The organism is Alkaliphilus transvaalensis ATCC 700919 (assembly GCF_000621485.1).
Classification (GTDB): domain Bacteria; phylum Bacillota; class Clostridia; order Peptostreptococcales; family Natronincolaceae; genus Alkaliphilus; species Alkaliphilus transvaalensis.
The window spans coordinates 241,585-262,265 of sequence record NZ_JHYF01000009.1; the positions used below are offsets into that span (position 1 = coordinate 241,585).

At 33.7% G+C, this 20,681-nt stretch carries 19 protein-coding genes and 1 pseudogene; 5 read left to right on the forward strand and 15 right to left on the reverse strand.

The window, feature by feature from the left end:
• Positions 1-18: 18 nt before the first annotated feature.
• From fdhD to T335_RS20235, 4 genes are all read right to left on the reverse strand, one after another.
• Positions 19-768 (reverse strand): formate dehydrogenase accessory sulfurtransferase FdhD, encoded by a 750-nt coding sequence (gene fdhD, locus T335_RS0108715; protein ID WP_026477210.1) that lies wholly within the window; start codon positions 766-768, stop codon positions 19-21.
• 14 nt (positions 769-782) lie between these two features.
• Complete coding sequence (locus tag T335_RS20230) at positions 783-1,331, reverse strand: hypothetical protein (protein WP_051569213.1); 549 nt, start codon at positions 1,329-1,331, stop codon at positions 783-785.
• A gap of 74 nt (positions 1,332-1,405) precedes the next feature.
• Positions 1,406-3,508, reverse strand: coding sequence for an aldehyde ferredoxin oxidoreductase (locus T335_RS0108725; protein ID WP_026477211.1), 2,103 nt, complete (start codon positions 3,506-3,508; stop codon positions 1,406-1,408).
• Between the two features lie 37 nt (positions 3,509-3,545).
• Positions 3,546-4,220 carry a ferredoxin-like protein gene (locus T335_RS20235; protein ID WP_051569214.1) on the reverse strand — a complete coding sequence of 225 codons (675 nt, stop codon included), beginning with the start codon at positions 4,218-4,220 and terminating at the stop codon, positions 3,546-3,548.
• A 920-nt stretch (positions 4,221-5,140) separates the two neighbouring features.
• On the opposite strand from T335_RS20235, the gene T335_RS0108735 reads away from it, so the two are divergent.
• The 3 genes from T335_RS0108735 to T335_RS0108745 all read left to right on the forward strand — a co-directional run bounded on the left by T335_RS0108735 (position 5,141) and on the right by T335_RS0108745 (position 7,239).
• Positions 5,141-5,308: a twin-arginine translocase TatA/TatE family subunit gene (locus tag T335_RS0108735; RefSeq protein ID WP_026477212.1), complete on the forward strand. Its 168-nt coding sequence runs from the start codon at positions 5,141-5,143 to the stop codon at positions 5,306-5,308.
• 57 nt (positions 5,309-5,365) lie between these two features.
• Complete coding sequence (gene tatC, locus T335_RS0108740) at positions 5,366-6,097, forward strand: twin-arginine translocase subunit TatC (protein WP_034328096.1); 732 nt, start codon at positions 5,366-5,368, stop codon at positions 6,095-6,097.
• 74 nt (positions 6,098-6,171) lie between these two features.
• Positions 6,172-7,239, forward strand: a complete 1,068-nt coding sequence (locus T335_RS0108745; protein WP_026477214.1) for a 4Fe-4S binding protein — start codon at positions 6,172-6,174, stop codon at positions 7,237-7,239.
• A gap of 95 nt (positions 7,240-7,334) precedes the next feature.
• Here T335_RS0108745 and T335_RS0108750 read toward each other — a convergent pair whose 3' ends face one another.
• The 7 genes and pseudogenes from T335_RS0108750 to T335_RS0108775 all read right to left on the reverse strand — a co-directional run bounded on the left by T335_RS0108750 (position 7,335) and on the right by T335_RS0108775 (position 15,248).
• Entirely contained in the window at positions 7,335-8,036 is a 702-nt protein-coding gene (locus tag T335_RS0108750; protein ID WP_026477215.1) for a Crp/Fnr family transcriptional regulator, read from the reverse strand.
• A 298-nt stretch (positions 8,037-8,334) separates the two neighbouring features.
• Positions 8,335-9,555: an FprA family A-type flavoprotein gene (locus tag T335_RS0108755; protein ID WP_026477216.1), complete on the reverse strand. Its 1,221-nt coding sequence runs from the start codon at positions 9,553-9,555 to the stop codon at positions 8,335-8,337.
• Between the two features lie 87 nt (positions 9,556-9,642).
• Positions 9,643-10,500, reverse strand: coding sequence for an amidohydrolase family protein (locus T335_RS0108760; RefSeq protein WP_026477217.1), 858 nt, complete (start codon positions 10,498-10,500; stop codon positions 9,643-9,645).
• Between the two features lie 32 nt (positions 10,501-10,532).
• Positions 10,533-13,217 (reverse strand): hypothetical protein, encoded by a 2,685-nt coding sequence (locus T335_RS20240; protein ID WP_051569215.1) that lies wholly within the window; start codon positions 13,215-13,217, stop codon positions 10,533-10,535.
• A 45-nt stretch (positions 13,218-13,262) separates the two neighbouring features.
• A pseudogene (locus T335_RS22990) lies at positions 13,263-13,373 on the reverse strand (hypothetical protein); the annotation flags it as partial.
• Positions 13,374-13,382: 9 nt separating this feature from the next.
• Positions 13,383-13,652: an N-acetyltransferase gene (locus tag T335_RS21600; RefSeq protein ID WP_051569216.1), complete on the reverse strand. Its 270-nt coding sequence runs from the start codon at positions 13,650-13,652 to the stop codon at positions 13,383-13,385.
• 495 nt (positions 13,653-14,147) lie between these two features.
• Positions 14,148-15,248, reverse strand: a complete 1,101-nt coding sequence (locus T335_RS0108775) for a serine hydrolase domain-containing protein (protein ID WP_026477218.1) — start codon at positions 15,246-15,248, stop codon at positions 14,148-14,150.
• Between the two features lie 582 nt (positions 15,249-15,830).
• On the opposite strand from T335_RS0108775, the gene T335_RS0108780 reads away from it, so the two are divergent.
• The gene (locus T335_RS0108780) at positions 15,831-16,133 is read left to right on the forward strand and encodes a hypothetical protein (protein WP_026477219.1); all 303 of its coding nucleotides are present in this window, start codon (positions 15,831-15,833) and stop codon (positions 16,131-16,133) included.
• A gap of 131 nt (positions 16,134-16,264) precedes the next feature.
• On the opposite strand, the gene T335_RS0108785 is transcribed toward T335_RS0108780, so the two are convergent.
• Complete coding sequence (locus tag T335_RS0108785) at positions 16,265-17,320, reverse strand: DmpA family aminopeptidase (protein WP_026477220.1); 1,056 nt, start codon at positions 17,318-17,320, stop codon at positions 16,265-16,267.
• A gap of 851 nt (positions 17,321-18,171) precedes the next feature.
• Here T335_RS0108785 and T335_RS0108790 point away from each other — a divergent pair.
• Positions 18,172-18,672, forward strand: coding sequence for a hypothetical protein (locus tag T335_RS0108790; RefSeq protein ID WP_026477221.1), 501 nt, complete (start codon positions 18,172-18,174; stop codon positions 18,670-18,672).
• A 372-nt stretch (positions 18,673-19,044) separates the two neighbouring features.
• On the opposite strand, the gene T335_RS22245 is transcribed toward T335_RS0108790, so the two are convergent.
• The 3 genes from T335_RS22245 to T335_RS22655 all read right to left on the reverse strand — a co-directional run.
• Positions 19,045-19,221 (reverse strand): hypothetical protein, encoded by a 177-nt coding sequence (locus T335_RS22245; RefSeq protein WP_156943658.1) that lies wholly within the window; start codon positions 19,219-19,221, stop codon positions 19,045-19,047.
• Between the two features lie 194 nt (positions 19,222-19,415).
• Positions 19,416-19,874, reverse strand: a complete 459-nt coding sequence (locus T335_RS0108805) for a hypothetical protein (RefSeq protein ID WP_026477222.1) — start codon at positions 19,872-19,874, stop codon at positions 19,416-19,418.
• A 60-nt stretch (positions 19,875-19,934) separates the two neighbouring features.
• On the reverse strand, positions 19,935-20,681 hold a 747-nt coding region (locus T335_RS22655; RefSeq protein WP_034328055.1), incomplete at its 5' end, for an RHS repeat-associated core domain-containing protein.

The window sequence follows — 20,681 nt, forward strand, 5'->3', positions numbered from 1 at the left end:
ATCACCTCTCTATTGGTTTTATACTGCCTTCATTCTATTTACCACTCGTTGAGAGTGACTGTAGATAAAGGGTTCATTTGAAACGATTCTTCCCACAATTGTAATTCCTTGACTTTCAGCAATTTCTAACGCTAAACTAGAGGGAATACTCCTTGAAACAACAATTGGGACTTTACATGCTACTGCCTTTAAAATCATATCGGAGGAAATTCTCCCAGTAGTAATAATAGCACTATGGGTCAAGTCTACTCCATTAATTAATCCATGCCCGATAATTTTATCAACAGCATTATGTCGCCCAATATCTTCCCTTTGATACAGGATACCATTACTGTCTACAAGTGCAGCACAATGAACGCCCCCTGTTTCCTGATACATAGCCGCATCCTTAAACATTTTAATTGCCATTTCCCGTAACTTTAGTACCGTTATTTGTAATTTAGAATCATTAGCTTTTCTTTTTAAGAAGTCATCCGAAACTTTTGTACTTGTACCACAGGCACTACTTAAAACAACTCCTAAGCCGTGGGTTTCAGTGGATAATAGTTCTTTTGTAGTAGCAATAATTTTACGAATTTCATTACATGCACCAATATTTTTGATTTCATCTATGGAAGTAATCAGACCTCTACTAAATAGATAACCAATTGCAAGTGGTGTAAGATCTTCAGGTGTACACATAAAGGTAATAATTTTTCTCCCATTTACGATAAGATCAACGGGTGCCTCGTTGCAAACCTTTAAAAAGTGTCCATAGTTATCTCTCATCCTAACGCCTCCCATCATGGGGTCTCATACTGATCTACTTCTATCCATTGTACTAGGCTTTTTGCATAAACCTGAGACATAAATTGACTTGAATAAAGGTATAATGCCTTATTGGAGGCTACAACTTCTTTAATATCTTGATAGGCTTCATTTAATTTCATCTGTTCTAACACCTGACTAAGACCTTCTTTACTAAAATTAAAGGGAGCTTTGTAAAACAGTTTACCCTCAGTTGGTCGGGGGTACACCTTGGATTCATGACGAACAGTTGAAGCTATCAACTCTAAAAGATTACCGTCTTCTATCTTCTCTAAAATTGCAGCATAATTAGGCGTAATATATTTCTCAGAATAAAAATATCTTTCTTTTTTTCCCTCTATGACTTTAATGTCGTGATTATTTCCGTCTTCTAGCATTTTTCTTATACTATCTTCTATTTCTTCTTCACTTAAGCTTAGTGGCTCTTGTATAAAATCCTCAATAACTGTAAGCCTAGCTTTAGCTGAAATATTACGTATCACTTCTTCGATAGAAAGTCTTGTATTAAAATTATCTTGATCCATTTCTTTACCTCCAAATAATCAGTAGGACAGGAAAAAGCCTATCTTACCTTCCTGCAAAAGATCTGTGGAAGACCCTATGGTAAAAGTTTTAGTTCTGCCAATTGGTCGGCAACATCACTTAATCCTAATCTTACAAGGGTTTCTTTAGTTGGAGCTCCAGTTTTTTCATCCCAACCCATTTCTTTATAGAACATTGTCAAAGCTAACTCCATATCTTCTCGATCTAATTTATCCGTACCTTCAGTGAAGGGTTTTACATCTGGGTCATCATCAAATACCCAATCAGCAATTCTATCATGTTGATTTCTCATATCTATTGTACCCATTTGTTTAACAGTCATAGCCCTATGTAGGGTAAAGATTCTTTCACCAGCTAAATCTAGTTCAGCCTCTGTAAAATTAATACCAGTTGCTAAAGTTAAAAATTTAGATTCTAATGAAGTATCTCCTCGATATCCTCTTTCCTTCAATGGAGAAAGAGTCATTGGCCACATCCAATTACAAAGGGTTAATGAATCATGTAATACGTTTCTAACAATACTCCACTTAGCAAACTTTGCTTTATATTCATTCATTGGAGTATAATTTTTAGGAATATCTAAAGCATCAGGTGAACCCCAAACTTCACCAGCTATTTCTCTTTGTAGCTCGATAGGTAACCCACTCCCAGTAAAGTTTATATGGGTATGACATTGAGCATCACGGTTAAACATGCAAGAAATTAACGCTCCTACTTGACTAGCTGCTTCATTACTATGGTGTACCGGGAAGCCCATCTGTGGAGACCAGATTTTATAGGCGTTATCAGTATAGAAATCTTCTCCAAAGTTCCACCTCTTAGAAACCCAAGAAGCTCCCTCACCTAAATGACTCAGTTCACCTTCTTTAAAGGCAATTCTTCTATAAAAATCTACTAAGAATTCAGGGTCTCCTGCTTCTAACTTATCCCAAGGGATGCTATCATATTCATCCTTTGGTAGTACCTTTTCAAGGATTCCTTTTTCATAAGCATACTTAAAATCTCGGCCAATTTGTCCATAATTACACCATACCCCGTAGTCATCGGCTAAGGATGCACCTAATGTTCTACCTAGAAGCGCAACTTCACCCCTACCTTCACCATCAGACCAGCCCTTAATCATAATTCCGCCTGGGCTAAAATATCCCATACATGTGTTGGCTATGTACTCAGAAAAACCATAATCTTTAAGCTTTGATACCTTTAGCTGAGAATGGCATCTAACCGGACAAGCTTGGCATCCACCCATTCTTACTGTTAGATCTTCCGCTAGAGGGCCATGATCAAAAACTCCTTTTTGAGTTCTTAGTCCAACACTATTCATGTCGTGGGGGTCACATACTCCTGTTTCTACTGGTGGATTAGCCCCTCCCCAGTAGAGTCCTTCTTTTCCTGTCCATCTACTTCCTGGGTTATGATATTCTGCCCATGGTTGAGGAGAATTTGGCACTACATGTTGATTGTTTGCTCCTATTAAAGACATCATATATTTATCTAATTCAATCCATTCACTACGGTCTCCAGCAATATTTACTGGCTTAGTTCCTCTGATCCCGATAGCCTTAAGCTTTTTGGAACCAAGAATCCCACCATGTCCACCAGCTGAATGACTTTTTCCTGTCATAATCGTTGCTAAATTTACCATATTTTCTCCAGCCTGACCAATACAGGCTACATGGGTATTATCCCCCATCATTTTAGTTACTTCTGCTGTTGTATCGAAGGTGCCCTTACCCCACAAACCAGAGGCGTCTTCAATGGATACATTATCATTTTCTATTTTTAACCAAACGGGCTTATCGGAAGCACCTTCAATAATAATGGCATCCCATCCTGCATATTTCATAGCAGGTGAAAAGTGCCCTCCCATATGACTATCTGTAATTAAATGATATGGGTTTGATGGCAGTAATGAAGTAATATTTGTTCTGCCACTACAGGGCATACCTGTTCCTGTTAAAGGACCTGCACCAAAAATTACTTTGTTTTCAGCATCAAAGGGTTTTGTCCCAACGGGTACTTCGTCCCACATTATTCTATAGCCGAATCCCATTCCACCAATATAATTTTTATATTTAGACGTTTCTTCTGCTGAAATTACCCCTGTAGTTAAGTTAACTCTAAGTATACTTCCAGCCCAACCGTAAGCTTTAGACATTTTAATTCCCCCAATCTTCTCTCAATAATAGATAGTTTTATGCAAATAGATGTTTATTCTTTTGAATGGTTGCATGTACCTCTTTCCATGGAACCAGCTTTAATGCGGCAGTAGGACACATCTTAGCACAAGAAGGATCTCCATCACATAAGAAGCATTTTTTTGCTTTTTTCTCATCTTCATCGACAGTAATCATTTTGAAAGGGCATTGACTAGCACACATACCACAGCCTACACATTTCTCTGTATCTACAACTCTCGTCCCAGTCTTCTCTTCTGCATAAATTGCTTCCATTGGACATGCTTCTGCGCATGGCACAGGGTCTTTACATTGCTGACAAGTATCTGGAATAATTTCTAGGTTCCCATAGTTACCAGCCTTATTATGGAAGTCATTTTTAGGACCACCAGGACCAAAGTTATAGTTTCTACCTACCTTTACCCTCGCTATGTTTGGATCTGCTTTACCATCATTGTTCATTGTACAAATCGTCTCACAACGTCTACATCCTGAGCAGCGAGTTGAATCTGAAATAAGTAATCCTGTTGCCAATGGAAAACCAGAAACACTGGCAGTATCTTGACAACCTGTTAACAGACTCAATAAAGTTGCTGATACTGTAACTCCTGCAACTGTTTTACCACTAAACTTTAAAAATTCTCGTCGGTTGCTGGTTTTTTCCCAAAACCCCATTTTTTCCTCATGCGACATTTTTATCAACCTCCCTATTACATTGAATATTGATACTAACTTAATGTTAAAAAAATAACTATGTTAGTTGTATTTAACTTACCATATTTACAAAAGTATGTCAATTGATAACTAATCTTTGTTTGTAATAATTGATAAGTATTTTTGATTAATCCTTACAGCTTCAATTAACCCCTTAATAATTTATAAAGTCTTATAGTACCTTAGTTCTATTTTTATTAATCATTATACAAATTCAAAAACTGCCCCATCTCACAAAAACGTTGAAAATACCTACAATATAAAATTTCATTCATTTGAAACAGTTTTTGCCAAAGTTATTATTTTGCATTAATATTAATTAAATTTAAAAAGTAATTCCATAATTAACAATAGGTAAACAGCATTTTAAAAGGAAAATTTTAAAGAAGTTCAATTGACATAAAGGAAAAAACAATACTTTGATATTATCAATTGATAATTCTTTTCTTGATATTGTTGTTATTTAATCAATTATTAGCATTTCAAATTATATATATGTTTTTCTACACCATATCTTGACATTTAATAAACCACTTTATTTTATGAACAAAGTCTTTGATCGGAAGATTTATAGGATGATTTTTAGGTGAAGAAACTAACGACTTACACAATTTAATCTATTAAATTGCTTATCTGCATATGTTGAAACTCCTTACGTAAAGTTCTCTTATTTTAATAATAATTAAAGTCGAACTCTCCTATTCGTTATAAAACTATATTGTTCTTCAATCTTTTTCTTGTTTTATAGTTTATATTAATAGAATACAGTTATTTTGTAATAATTAATGGTAATTTCAATACACTTCACTTGTCATCCCACCACCATTGGTGTATAATATTTAACAAACAAGGCAGTGGCATAATATAAAGTCATTTATACGTTTAAAGGAGGTTCCCTCATGTTTGGAAGACTAGGTACAACTGAATTAATTTTAATATTAGGGATTGCGTTAGTAGTATTTGGCCCATCAAAGTTACCAGAAATCGGAAAAGCCTTTGGAAAAGGTATTAAAGAATTTAAGCAACATTCTAATAAATCGATCCAAAATGACGAGTCTGAGAAATAACTAAAAATCTAAAACAGATAGAAGAATTCCCTTAAGGAGGAGACCCATTTGGAAGATATGCGTCTTACTTTAATACAACATCTAGAGGAATTAAGAAAGAGAGTTATGATTATTGCCATTACCATGATTGTGGGGGCTTTAATTAGCTATCAATATATTGATGTCCTTATTAAGGTAATCACAAAGCCAGCAAGCCAGTTAGATTTTATCTATTTAAGCCCACCAGAACTATTCTTAGCCTACATAAAAATTTCATTAGTTGTTGGTATTGTAGTGACTTTACCAATTACGTTATTTCAAATTTGGCTATTTATTAAACCTGGCTTAACAAAAAAAGAACGAAGAAATCTGCTCATAACACTGTTTATGGCCATTATATTTTTTCTGTTAGGGATCGTTTTTGCTTATTTTGTCATCATCCCCATAACAATTCAGTTTTTTGTGAGAATGTCTACTCAACAGATCGAGCCTTTATTCTCTTTCGCTAATTATATTACATTTATTAGTTCATTACTTTTATCTTTCGGATTAACCTTTGAGATGCCCCTACTAATTTTATTATTAACACAGTTAAACTTAGTAACGATTTCAACCTTAAAGAAGTCTCGAAAATTTCTTATATTAGCAATATTTATCGTTGCTGCTATCCTAACCCCACCAGATATCATCTCTCAAGGTTTAATGGCCGCTCCTATGTTACTATTATTTGAATTTAGTTTAGTAATTTCTTCAATGATCCATCGTAAAAAACAAAAGACTAAAAGTGTAGAAGCGGGAAGAATGTCTTAGGATAAGCTTCCCCCTTTCCTATTTATAAAACAAGCTATAATTTAATCACTATTATTTTGGGGAGGCGTTAAGATTTGATTTTTAAATACTTATTAGATAAATTAATTGAAGAAACTAAACCTCAACTAAATATAAAAAATTGTCTTCACTATAAAAATAGACTTAAGGAATGTAATATATGTACTTCAATTTGTCCCCAAAAAGCAATTATAGTTGATAAATATTCCGTTACACTTAACGAAGACTTATGTGATACTTGTGGCCTATGTCTAGGGGTATGTCCTACTCAAGCTATATCCCTCAAGGACTTTGAGCTAGACAAAATCTATCGTGAAGTATTAGAGAAACCCTTTCCTATTATTAGTTGCATAAAAGGATCAAAACAAGGAACCATTATAGTCCCCTGTTTAAATAGTTTCCATCCAGAGGTCTTAGCTGCCCTACTAATTCTAGCAAGGGAAAAAAATATCTTAATTAACCGTCAACAGTGCCAAAACTGTTCTAATGAAAATAATCACTTTCTATCGACCTATAAAGAAGTAACAACCTTCAGTAAAAGACTGGGCATTTCTATTAATGTCTCCCTCATAGAAGGAGATACGCCCCTACAAACTCTTCAAGAGAAGTCATTTTCTAGAAGAGAATTATTTAGTTATTTCAAAGGGGAGACCAAAGAGCTGTCCTTTAAAGCAGTTAGTCAGATTTCTGAAAATTTTATTAGTGAAAAAAATAGTATAAGAGACAATAATAGAAAACTCTTAATAAAGGCCTTAAAGTCTATCAACCAAGAAGATCTTCAACTACTTCCCAATGAACTTCCCTACCTTTCCAACTGGCAAGTTCAGTCATGTTGCGACGGTTGTGGATTTTGCCAAGGAGTGTGTCCCTCTTCTGCATGGAAGGTGGAGAAAACACCTGAAACAATAGAAGTAAACCATGATGCCAGTAGGTGTAGTTCTTGCCAACTATGTTACTGCCTCTGTCCTAGCAAAGCAATTATTCCAGAGGCAGTAAAAGTGAAATCACTAGCTACTTCTACTCTAAAGTATAAACTATCTTCAACGAGTTGCCTTCAATGTGGGCATAGGTTCTTTCATGGTGAAAATCAAGTTCCTCTGTGTAGACGATGTAGACATCACTAAAATAGTTAAGATAATATAAAAGGATTAGAGAAACTCCCTAATCCTTTTATATTTGTGACTACTTGAAATTTTCCATAGGTGGTGCTACCGATTTTTTACAAGTAGTCTTCAAGCTTATCTTCATCGATTATAATAATCTTTTTAATCCCCGATAGTTTAATGATTCCTTCCTCTTCGAATTTTTTTAATTTTCGACTCATGGTTTCCCTTGCTACACCAGTATAGTTGGACATTTCCTCTCTAGTTAAGGGTAACTTTATTTCAATACCGTCTGCAACCACTTTACCATATTGCTCTTTTAAGTCTAAAATCAAATGGGCAATACGGGTCTCAACATCATTTGATGCTAAATTTTGGGCTAGTGTTTCAACCCTTGCTAAACGCTCTCCAACAACTTCTAAAATTTTTAGACCTATTTCAGGTTTATCTAAAATAAGTTCTCTCATTTTATCCTTTGTTAAAGTACATAGCTTTGTGGGAGTAAGGGCTTCTGCGTTGAAACGATATTTACCTTCTCTAAATAGGTTTAACTCTCCAAAAAAATCTCCTTCTGATAATATGTGTAAAATCTGTTCTTTACCATCTCTAGTATATTTATAGATTTTGATCCTTCCTTCATTTACAAGATAAAGGGTTTTTGCCTCTGTGTCTTCAAGGAAAATATTTTCTCCCTTATGATATTCCCTATGTCCTGTCTTCTTAATAATATCTACAAGTTCTTCCTGGTTCAGATTCCCAAATATTGATACCTTACTGGCACATAATTTATTTTTGCAACGATCACAACATGCCTTCATAAAAATTCTCCTATCCTATTTTCATTTGAAGAAATTACATTAATATAAATTTAAAATTAATGATCCATTTTCCTCAGTTAAATTATTATGATGCATTTTTCTTAATGATTAGATTTTAATTTTAGATTTTACCGATCACCTAAAGGAAGGTTCTCATTCTACTGTATATATTCCCTTTATAGTTAAGCTAAAACAAGCTCATCAGTCGTCTTCTTTAATAAAACCCCTCCTATTGATTACAAAAACACCCTAAGGAGACTTCCTCTGAAGCCTCCTTAAATTTTATCTTGCTTTATCCTTATCCTACTAAAATGTCTCCAATCGCTTGAACCGTTCTACCTAACGTTTGAGATTCTTCTTCTGGCTTAAATTTAACCCTAATTGGTACTTGTATGTCGTCCATACCAGTAGTTTTAACAATATATGAACGATCAATAACTGTAAGGTTTGTATCCTTTAGATAATCATTAATTACCTCTATCGCTTCTCCACTCCAACCATAAGAACCAAAGGCGACTGCAAATTTCCCAGAAAGGTCTAAGTCTTTTAGCTGTTTTAGTATTGTCTCTAAATTACCCACCATATCAGCATACCTTGTAGAGCTTCCAAAGAATACCCCATCACTTTCTTTAATTACCTCTACAACAGCATCTACATCGGCATTATCGACATTAATTATTCTTGTTACGATATTTTTGTTTTCTAATGCTTCAGCCATTAACTTTGCCACCTTAGTTGTATTCCCTGTCATGGTACTAAATAGGATAGCTACCTTTTTACCTTCTTTAGCCCTACTCATATCATCATAGGCATTGATATACTTTTCTACATTTTCCCTTAATACATAACCGTGGGAAGGGGCAATCATTTTAATATCTAACTTTCTAATTTTCTTAATCATGTCCTGAACATAAGGTCTATGGGGATGCATAATTAGTTGATAGTATACTTTAAAATCTTCTGTAATATCCTCTTTAGCTAAATCATTAAATAGTTCATAGTTTGCAATATGGGTGCTAAACTGATCACAAGGATATAGAATCTGGTCTTCTATACAATAAGTAACCATTGTTTCTTCTGTATGAAGGAAGGGTGTTTCAAAGAACTGTAGTGTTTTTCCTCCTATATCTAAGGTCATGCCATCATGGATAATTACATACTCTCTATTATGGAGTTTGAACATTTTTTTCAGTTCTTCTGCTCCAAGGGCTGTTGTAACAATTTTAGCATTCTTCGCTTTTGCCATTAAAGCGGGTAAGCCTCCTGCATGGTCAGGTTCTACGTGGTTAATAATAACGTACTCAAGTTTTGATAAGTCCATCATATTACTTAAGTTTTCTACAAATATACGTCCAAATTCAATGTCTACAGTATCTATTATGGTGGGTTTCTCTGTATCTAATAAATAGGAATTATAGGTTGTTCCTTTTTCCAAAATTAATCTATGGAAAAGAACTTTTCTGTCATCAACGTATCCTACCCAGTATGAATTATTTGCTATTTTAATTTTACTTTCCATTAATATCTCCTCCTAAAATTATTAAATGTTGTTGTTAAGTTAATTATAGGAGAATTATTGTATTGTTACTGTGACTGGAGTCAAAGGTTAAAAAAGAATTTTTTTTATTTTCGGAAATACCTTCAAGGCTGTATTAAAAAATACATCTTCATGGTACTCTTCTGGAATAATCTCCTTAACAAATTCAATGTAGGGAGCAATGGGAACCAGCGGCCAATCTGTGCCAAATAAGAATTTTGAGTAATTGTTACAGTAAACAAGGGCATGTTTTAGATGATTAAAAAATATAGGTGAGTCCTTTAATCTGTTACTTTCCTCTACATCCCCTACTATAAGCCCTGAAAGGTCTGCATACATATTACGATTTTTATAGACTACCTCAGCTCCATCTAAACACCAAGGGTCACCAAAGTGAGCCATGATAAAATTGATTTCTCGATATTTTACCGCTACTTCATCTAATGTTAATGGATGAGAGTATTTTAAAAGGCCCCTTTCAGAATAGGTGTCCCCTGTATGGAATACCACCGGCAATTGATATTTTATTGCCAATTGATATACAGGATCATAAATTTCATCATAAGCATAATAAGGGTAATATCCCAAGTAGACTTTAATTCCAACAACCTCTGGCTGCTGTAGGGTCTTCTCTAAGGCCTTTAATCCCTCATCATTTAAGTGGTGGGGATTAACCCCTACACAGTATACAATGGAAGCAGGAATTCTTTCCTCCAAATCTAATCCCATCGGTGTAGAGGTGGAGGGATCAGGAAACCCTTCCTTTTCCCCCTCAGTTAAACCCATGCCAATCCCTAATACGATGTTGGATCTCTGGTATTCTTTAACGATTCCTTCATAGGAATAATCTACCTTTGAAATATTCCTTGCCGTTTTTTTAAATTCTTCAATGTTGGAAAAATGCATATGGACATCAATTATTTTCAATTTTATACCTCATTTCTTTATGGGTTATCCGACTACTTTTCTATTTTTCTCTTAAAACGAAGATTTTTTAAATCCACTAAAGCATCTTCTGGAATAGGCTGTTGACTAAATGTATAAAACACTGGATTAGTAAAGTAGTTTTTACCGTTTTCCATGTTTAAGCTTTGGAAATTACCTACTAAGATAACTTCTTTATTGCAATAGTATTCCATCATAGAGGAAGAATGATCAGTAATGATTTGTAATATACCATTCCTTTCTGATGAACCACAAATCATACTAGCTTCCGAACGGATCTCAACTGCCCCTTTTGATGTTAAGTATTTTGTTAATTTGCCTTTTTTATCAAGGGTTTTCATCCAACCGGCTTCATATCTTTCCGAAAGTTTTAGAAAGGCGTCAGAAAACCAAGTATTTTCACTATTGTGTAGAAACTTACCAGTTTGTTGAATAACTTCTACGACAGAGCAGACCATGGGTACACCAGGAAGTAGCAAGTAATATTGATTCCACCCTAAACCCTTATATTTTGGATGATCCTCTAACATTACCTCTAACTTAATTCCCCTCCACTCATTACCATAATTGTCTTTAATAGAAGCAAAGCTACATTTTCTATTGGTTTTATTAAGGCTATTGTTATTAAGCTCCTTCATAGAGTAACCAATACCGCCTCCCCAAGGATTCCACCAAGACTTAGCCCTTGCTGTAGGGAAGGAACTATCTAACCACTCTTGCCCTTTATAAACCATTGAATGTAGGGTTGGAAAAAACTCGGGTGAAGCTTTGATCTGTATGCTATCATTATCTACATAATAGATTAATTTCCCATCTTCTATTCTTTCCTCTTGTAGAATGTTCTTTTTACCTTCTTTAAGACACAGTATATGTAACGCTTCTTCTCTGGCTGAAAAGTTTCCTTTTAATGAAATTACATTTATGGGATTATGATTAGTTTTAACGACTAAATCAATTTCATTAATTCCGTCTTCTTGACTAAAATCTTTTGATAATTGAGGATTTTCCTCATCTAGTAAATTAACTTCAATTTGTCCATCAAAGTACTCTGTTTTATAATTCTTGAGAGTAGTCACTACTTGGTCAGCCTTTACTACGGGATTATGATCTTTTAAAGTAAATGCTATGGGATTTAAAGCTGGCATTTCTTTTACCTTTCTTTGACTTAAGGCAAAGACCCTAAAATTTTCCCAATTTTGGTATGCTCCCAATGAAATGTACACAGGCTTAGTCTTCATGGTTTTTTGTGGCGATATTTTCCCTAAAGGAAACTCAAAAACCATGAACCAACTCTCAAAACGAAGCTTAATTTCTGGAGACCAGCTAATACCCGTAGGCATTTGATTTCCCTTTGTAAAAAGCCAGTTTTCAGTAATTCTACGACACTCCCAATCTTTGTATTCAATCCCTGTTGTGTCATTTAGCTGTAGAATTTTATCATCGTAGGGAATAACTAAATCATTCAATTCTTGGGCAACCGGATGGTCTAACCAAATTGCTTCCTTCGTTTCTTCATCGGTGGTATTTGTGATTTCATAATATTGTTCTAGCATGCCCTCAGGGTATAATTTCATAAAGGATACTAACTGTAATCCCTTAAAATCTCCCGAATGATAGGTTGCTTTAATTGTTATAGTACCCTTATCTTCAAACATTTCTACCGATTCTGCCCGCTTTTTTGTAAATTCCAGCGAGAAGGGTTTTCCAAGCTTTGGTGCCAAAATTCTTGTAGGATATCCCTTTAGATAAGTACGACTTGGTAAATAACTATTGTTTAATTTTCTTAGTAACACTTGATAAGGACCATTATGAATATGCCAATATTCATCACATTCTCCAGAAAATTTAGCCCCTAACCCCTTAAAGGCAATTCCTATTTCTTTATTAAAACTGAAACTATTTTCGTTTTTTAGTTTTACTTCAAGCTCAATGGGAGCACTATAAAACCCAAAGTCTGATAATATGTAGGAGATTGGGATGGACTTCTTTTCTTTTCCACCTAAAACGATTAAATTAGACCCCTTGTCTATTGTAATAAAATCGATATTGGGTAGCTGAAAATTTAATTCAATCTCTTCATTGTAATTGTTTTCTACATCAATATAAAATACTGAAGGTACGTTAAGGAAACTCTCATAGCTAGGAACTTTGGCTGAAATTTTAACTGGAAACTTAGGAACGATTCCTACCTTGAGGCAGACTCTTTTTCCATTAATGTCAACTGTTGTTGTCACGGCGGGATGAGTTCTCCAGATACTTTGTTCTTCTCTAATTTCATTAACTTTAAAAGTTCCTTCTACTTTAATTTCATCATTTACATAAAGGGTTTTCTCAAAATCAAATTCAATATTTTTATCATTAGAACCAGTTAATAGAACTTCTATGGGTTGATTCCTTTTATTACGAATATAATAGGATACCTGATAATCTTTACCAAAAACTAGTTCTGAAGCTTCTAGGTCTACTGAGATCAAATACTCATCTGTTTCAATTAAACGTAGTCCTCTACCTCTACGTTCAAACTCCATTCTTAGTTGACTGCCCTCATTTTCCCAAAGATATTCATAATAGTCAAAACCATTTTCCTTTCTTCCATCTGGTTTAACTTCTATAATTCTTTTTGAGGTGCTATACCAATCGGATTCTTTAAAAAAGTCTTTAACTATCTCTAAATTTAACACAGAAGGAATAAAGTTCATTAGATGGGTGGTATCATCTCTGTCTTCCCAAAAGAATCCACACTTTTTATATAAGGGTACTGCCTTTATGTTTCCAGGCCAAGTATATAGATCTAGTCTAGGCCACCCTAACTCAACACTACGTTCTAGTGCTTTAAGTAATAGTAATTTACCTATTTTTTTACCCTAGTAGTCGCCCCTAACATTTAATAGTGGAATATAAAGTGCTCCTTCATCTTCACGATATTCACTTAAACTACAATATCCTACAACTGTTTCCCCATCTAAAGCTAAGTATAAATTTAGATTCCCAGAACTTTCCTCTTGTTTTCTAACCTGTTCTTCCGTTGTAATGGAGCTACCGCCCCCCCAACCATCTCTACTTTTATTCCACATATCAGCTACAGCTGCTGCCCATTCTGGGCTATATTGAATCACTCTAATTTGTTGTTCCATAATCTATCCCCTTTTCTTTTAGAACTTTTTAATAGATTTAAGTTGTCAGTCATCATTAATCCCCTGTACTAAACTAGACCTTCTAATAAAACTTAACTTACTAATCATAATCTACGCCTCCTTTTAGAAATAAATTTGACAAAAATAGAGCCACCTATTTTAGATGGCCCTTATTAATAGATTATAAATATACTATCCATTAAAAATAACCCTAGGTCTTTATCTTACCTACGGTTATTTAATGCAATAGAATTAGAAAATTAGACGAAAAGTCCTTTTAAAAATAGCTATTAATTTTCTAAATTAACCGAAGGCTCTGTAGAAGATTGTATCATTGTTTTACTCTTTGAATTAACCGTTGATAGCATCATACTAGAACCTCCTTATTTTAGAAATTTTTGTCATTACAATTGTAATTATAATCCAAATAATGTCTTTTGTAAAGGGTTATTATAAATTAATTAAGACTATTTTGAAAAAACTAAATTTTAGTATTTATAAAAATCCTTTAATATCGCCCACGATACTCCAGATGGGGGATTGCTGAAAATTACTAAGTATAATAATGGTCTTCTTATCCTGTAGATTTCTATAAATATACGTATGGTATCCGGCTGAAATTCCATCATGTTGAAATATTACATTGTTATTATGGGTGTCTAAAAACCAGCCATAGCTGTAATCACTTTGATGAGTACTATCTATTTGCAACTTGAAAATTTCGTCTAAATATTGTTTTTCTAGTAATTTTTCAGAATATAACCCCTGATCCCATTTATATAAATCTGATATTGTAGAATAGAGGCCACCACCACCCCTTGGGCCTACGTTTACATCCCACCAACCTTTTTCACTAATAACCTCATTCTTTTTATAGTAAGCTTTAGCCAATTGATTCTGATCGATATCTTCAACATTAAAAGTGGTGTTCTTCATGTCTAATGGTTTGAAAATCCTTTCTGACATAACATCTTCTAATGACTTTTCTGTTAACTCCTCTATGATAAAACCTAGTAAAGTATATCCAATATTACTATAGGAAAATTTACTTCCAGGAGGAGATAGAAGTTCTAGATGTTGTTCTTCATTATTTTTGCTAGCATTTTTAGTCCTGTATAAGTTTATGTCAAGATCAATTTCCCATGGTTGAGATGGTAAACCTGATGTATGGGACAATAGTTGTTGGATCGTAATTTTATTACTATGGGGAAAAGAAGGGATATATATTTCTAATAAATCCTCTACATGCAACTTCTCTTCTTGTTGTAACTGCATAATGACTAGTCCAGTCATTGCCTTTGTCAATGAACCTATTTGATAAATCTGATCTTTATCGTGATCTTTATTCTCCTCATAATCTGCCTTTCCATAAGCTCTATGCATCAAAACTTCTTCGTCTTGAGCAATAAATACAACGCCACTAAAAATGCCTGCATTACTATATCTAGTAATTGACTGATGGATGGACTCTTCTAACTCACTTCCACTTCCATCAGCCTCTGTTTTAAAGGTTGTAGCAGTTTTACCCCCACTACAGCCTGTCATAACAAGCATAATCATAGCCAACACTAAGCTAATTAATTTATACTTTTCCATAAAATCACATCCCCCTTTTTTTATATCGAATAAGAAAGTCCTACTTTTAAATATACCTTCTAGATATAAGTTCTATTAATAGAAAGCATAACCTTTTTTTTAAGGTAAATAATTACCAATTTTTTGTTGATTGATCAAAACACCATTTAATTTAAGGGTAAAAATCAAATCCGCAGTAGCTATAAAAACTATAATATCTGATAAAACCATATCAGTAGGCCCTTACTAACTTTTGTTTTCATAGCTTAGTATTAGTATTTTTAAAAAACCAAAAACTAGACAAATATTTGTAGATTTAACCTTTTTGCTATTGCGATTCTTAAAAAGTTTATGTATAATCAAATTGTAGTATATAGTTAAAATATTAACAATATATAAGGGAGGGATCTATCTTATTTGACTATAAGTCTATTCTAACTTACTTCTAACCATTGTACTTTTCTTGATAAAATATACCTATTTCAACCTATTACATAAGTGTTTTGGTTATGATGCAGTCAAATTAAATAATATAAATAATTTTTTTAAAAATAATATTGTTTATTTTTTAACAATAATTTGACAATTTAGGGAGGTTATCACATGACTATGGAACATATCTACAGGGAATTGGTAAGATCAACCACCTCTTCAAGAATTCATAAATTTACAGTTTATATAGAGGGGGGCTATAAGGTAATCTACGAAAATGAATATTTGATTACTAAAATTAATCCCATAACTAAAAAGTTTTATACCAAATATAAACTTAAGGGCGATGTCATCTTATTTTCTAGATATCTAAAAAGTTTAGGCTATAAGCCAGTTAAATTAATAGAAGAATTAAATTCTAATTCATTACCATATTTAGAAAGAAATCAACAACAAATATTAGACCTATCATAATTTAACCTTCTTAATCCCTTCATATAAATTTTAATTAATCTGACTCCCAACGTAACTAATAATAAAAAACGTGGGAGTCATTTCTTTATCCTCATAAATTAAGTAGAGCATTATTAGAAGCCTAGCTTTATTTATATATCCGAAAATATCGTTTCAATATACTTCTTCAAGGAGTATCTCCTATGACCATTTCTTCCTATAGTTGTTTCAGCACAAATCATCGAATTTAAAATTGCTTCTTCTACCGCTTCAACCACTCCCCTGAATACATCGTCCATCTTCAATTCATTAACTGTTTGCATCTTTACAATATCTTTAGCTTCATAATGATTTACCTGATTTGCCGTTGTAAAGGAAATTACAATGTCTCCGCTGCCATTTCCAATATATGAACCTGTTCTACTTAACCCAACGGATGCCCGCTTCGACATTCTTTTTAATTGTCTTTCCGATAGGGGGATATCGGTTGCTAATACCATTATAATAGAGCCTTTATCCCTAACAGGTTCTTCTGGGTCAATGGCATTTATTATTTCACCAGCGGCAACGCCATTAATTAATAGATCTTCCTTTCTACCAAAATTAGAAAGAACCAGTGCTCCTATAGTAAATTGTTTTTCGTCTAACTTAATCACCCTTGAAGAAGAACCAATGCCACCCTTTAGTTGATAGCAAGACATTCCAGTACCTGCTCCTACAGCCCCCTGCTGAAAAAATTCTTTTGCGTGGTGAATTGCTTCAAAAATATGCTCTTTTTTGACATGACCTCCACGAATATCGTTTAAATAGGCATCATTACATTCCCCAACAACTGGATTAACTGTCCCAGTAGTCCTTCCGATATCTTCATTTTCCTTTAGCATATATTCAATTAATCCATCACTGGCTACTCCTATACTTAATGTGTTGGTTAAAATAATGGGAGTTTCAATTGTCCCCAACTCTTCAATCTGAATAATCCCCATTGATTTACCAAAACCGTTGATCACATAGCTACTAGCCCTAACCTTCTCCTTAAACAAATTGCCTGTATGGGGTAAAATTGCCGTTACTCCTGTCTTAGCATCTCCTGTGGTTAATGTAACATGGCCCACCTTAACACCTTCAACATCAGTAATTAAATTTTTACTTCCAGTTGGTAATTTGCCTATTTTAACATTATAGTCCCGTAGTGTTTTTTGTCTCATATTTCCCCTCCAAAATCAATCTTTCTTATTTCTGATCCTTATTTATGATCTTTTTTATTTTTATTTCCCTTTCTCTAATCCTCTTTATCTGCTTGTTCTATATGCTTCTTCTTGCTATTTATTTTATCATTTCTATTTTTAATTTGTTTTTATATTGTTTTCTATATCGTATTCTATTTTGTTTTCTATTTTTCTACTTCATTTTACTTTTCTACCCTTTCTACTTCTTATTATACTTCTAGTAAGACTCCCCTTTTCCTTCAACAAAATATGATAATATATTACTACTCCATGGTTATGGTTATATCCTTAAATCCCTAAAAACACAGCTTGTATAGTGAGCTTTTTATGAGGGTCTTTCGAGGTAATCGCTGTGTCATAGCCTATAATAAAGTTCTACTTTGATATTATGGAAAAAAGAACTTTAGGAAGCTAAGTTTCTTCATCCAAATTTATCATTGTATGTCGAGATTTTTTTTTTATTTCCAAGGAAATATCTTTAAATTAATATTTCTGCCTTAAGCGACAAGATTTTATTTTTTAGATTCCTTAAGAATAAAGAAATAATAAGATTAATATAGGGGATATTTGTAGACAATAGTTAAGTGAGGAAATTACTTAATACTATAACGCTAAATTTAATTTCCGTCTATGTAAATATAAAAACTCATCCACCCAGTATAAAGTGAGTAATCTTCTTATCTTTCAATGGATTACTCCTTGAACACTAAGTAGCCAAGTTTTTAGTTTTCATTATTTTACATTAATATAAATCTAAAATTAATTAGGTAATTCCTCAAAATAAATTACTTTTTATTCTTTTTCAAATTCAGATGAAGGGTGCTGGTTAAATGTCTGAAGGTATAACAAACTTCTTAGATACCTATAACTTACCATGGCTCATATTAGCAGTCATCTGTTGGGTAGTCATCTTTTTCACTTGTTCTTTAAAAGAATTTAAAAGGGCTCTGCCTATTGCCCTATGGACAATGGTAGTTGGAGGAGTTCTCGAAAACTTTTTTATTGACAATAAGTTCTGGAAGGAAGACTTTATTTTAGTTCATTTAGGTGAATTAGACTTGTTTGTTGTGATTGGGCCATTTTTTACTATTGGTCTATTTCTTATAAGATGCTTGCCAAAAAAGAGTTGGCAGAAGTTATTTCTAGTGTTGTTACTTTCAACTCTTGCCACCTTAATAGAATTTTTTTCAATAAAGTTAGGCTTCTTAAGTTATGATTCAGAAAAGTGGGGCTATATCTACTCAATAGTTGCCTATATAATTGGATTGATGAGCGCCCTAGGCTTCTATTTTATATATTACGATCGAGAGTATAAGTTTAAAGTAAGATAAAAAGGGGCTGTCTTAAAATGACTTTTACAATTATTTAAGACAGCGCCTTTTTTGCTTTGATTTTTAAAAAACTTCCTCTAATTATTAAGTTTCTTAATTACGCATTGTTGTATATAGTCTTTATATGTCCTTTCTGTGGCTCGTAACGGCTCATGCTCTTGGCTATGACCATTAGCGCCCTGTTCTCTAACGGAGTTTCAAAGATCAACTTATAGATCATCTCATAAAGCTGTTTTGTGGTAATAACCCCATCTTCGTTGTAGGCAAACTACAATAGTAAATCCTTGTTTGTTTCCCATACAACGTTCTTAGCGTTATCCTGTGCCCATCTTTTTAAAAAGGTATTTTGGATGGCTAGTTGCATTGGTACTCCTACACTTTCACTATGTTTTTCCAGTTTCTTTTAGAATGTAGTGTCAAGTTCATCATCATAGTAATTGCCCTTACTATCATTTCGTTTCCGGATATGCCAAGAGCCTTTGCTGTTTCATCCATTGTTGATACTTCCAGGTAATCTTTGGTTAATCTGATATTAATAATATTCGCCATATATGCATGACCTCCTTTATGTTTTATTAATTGCATCATATGCTTATTTTATGTTTTGTAAATACATTTTTAAATATTTTGCATATTAATTAATAAGATAAAAAAAGAAACCTAGCAGTAACCATTGTTAGTGGTGTGCTGAGTTTCTTAATCCCTTTTTTAGAAATAATTACTTCTACTTAAATATATCATTTTTATTTTAGTATTTCTAAAATCAAATTATCGACCCACACTTGAAAATTATGTTTTGACATGGTATATAGTCCTTCGCTAATATGGCTTTTTTCTATAACCGTTACTTCATTTGTTGTTCTTCCTTCTTCTGCAAATGAGGTTAGAATAATTTTAATATTTGAAATTCCTTCACTATCTACCATTTTGTATGCAGTCTCTATAAACTGCTTTATCAGTATAGGCGGCTTATCTATCTGCTCCCAATCTTCGAATTCTCCCATAAAATTATCGAATTTCAACTCAATAAAATAGTAGGAACTATAGTCTTTAAAGTATTGTCGCTTTATAGGTTTTACCTCATCACCAGTAATAATTTTAAATCCTAACTCCTCAAACGAACTTAGCATATTATTAAGTTTTTCTTCAGAAGCACTTGAGTCAAATGTTATAAATTGAGTGCAATCAAAATTACCTACCATTCTCATTCCTCCTACTGTCTATACTTCCCATTAAATAAATAATCATAAAGTTGTTTTATATCAAGTTTTGTTGGTAACATAACCCCTCCATTTACCGCTTGATTTAGTGTATAACCCTACTTCTGCATCTGGAGAGATGTTTTTCTTCATGAATCCTTCTAATGTTCTTTCACCAGGTTGTGGTTTGTAACCTTTATTTGTAATCCAATCAGTGTTACCCGTTTCCTTAGCCGCATTCCTAAAAGCAATCTCCTGTTGAGTATAGATTGAACTATACTGCATACCTGACACGGTTCCCATTGTTAGCAACATCTGTGCCGTTGAATAGGCTTCAACGTTCCCCTTAAATACGTTATCAAGTGCAAAGTTTTTACCTGATAGCCCATATACAACTTCATTTGCTCCCATTGCTGTTAAGCCAGCGCCCGTTATGATAGTTCCTGCTGCTATTAATACAGGTGCTCCAAGCCCACCAGTTGCTACTGTTAGGGCAGTTGCTCCAACCATTATTGCCGATGCTCCTAAATACATCATGAAGGAGCCACTGAATACACTGCCTATCCTTTGCCCTAGACTTGGTCCACTTTTTTCCTTCCCATTAATACTTGATGCCCCAGCATCAACTTGAAAAGCATTTCCCTTCTCCTCACAGAAATACCCACTAGGATCATAATACATCACAGGGCTGTTTTGACAATAGCTATATAGGTTTAGTCCATCCCCTCGATAGGTGTCTTCTTGGGTAAATCTCCCTATTATTGGGTTATAGTATCTTGCCCTTAGGTAGTACTGTTGGGTTATTGTGTC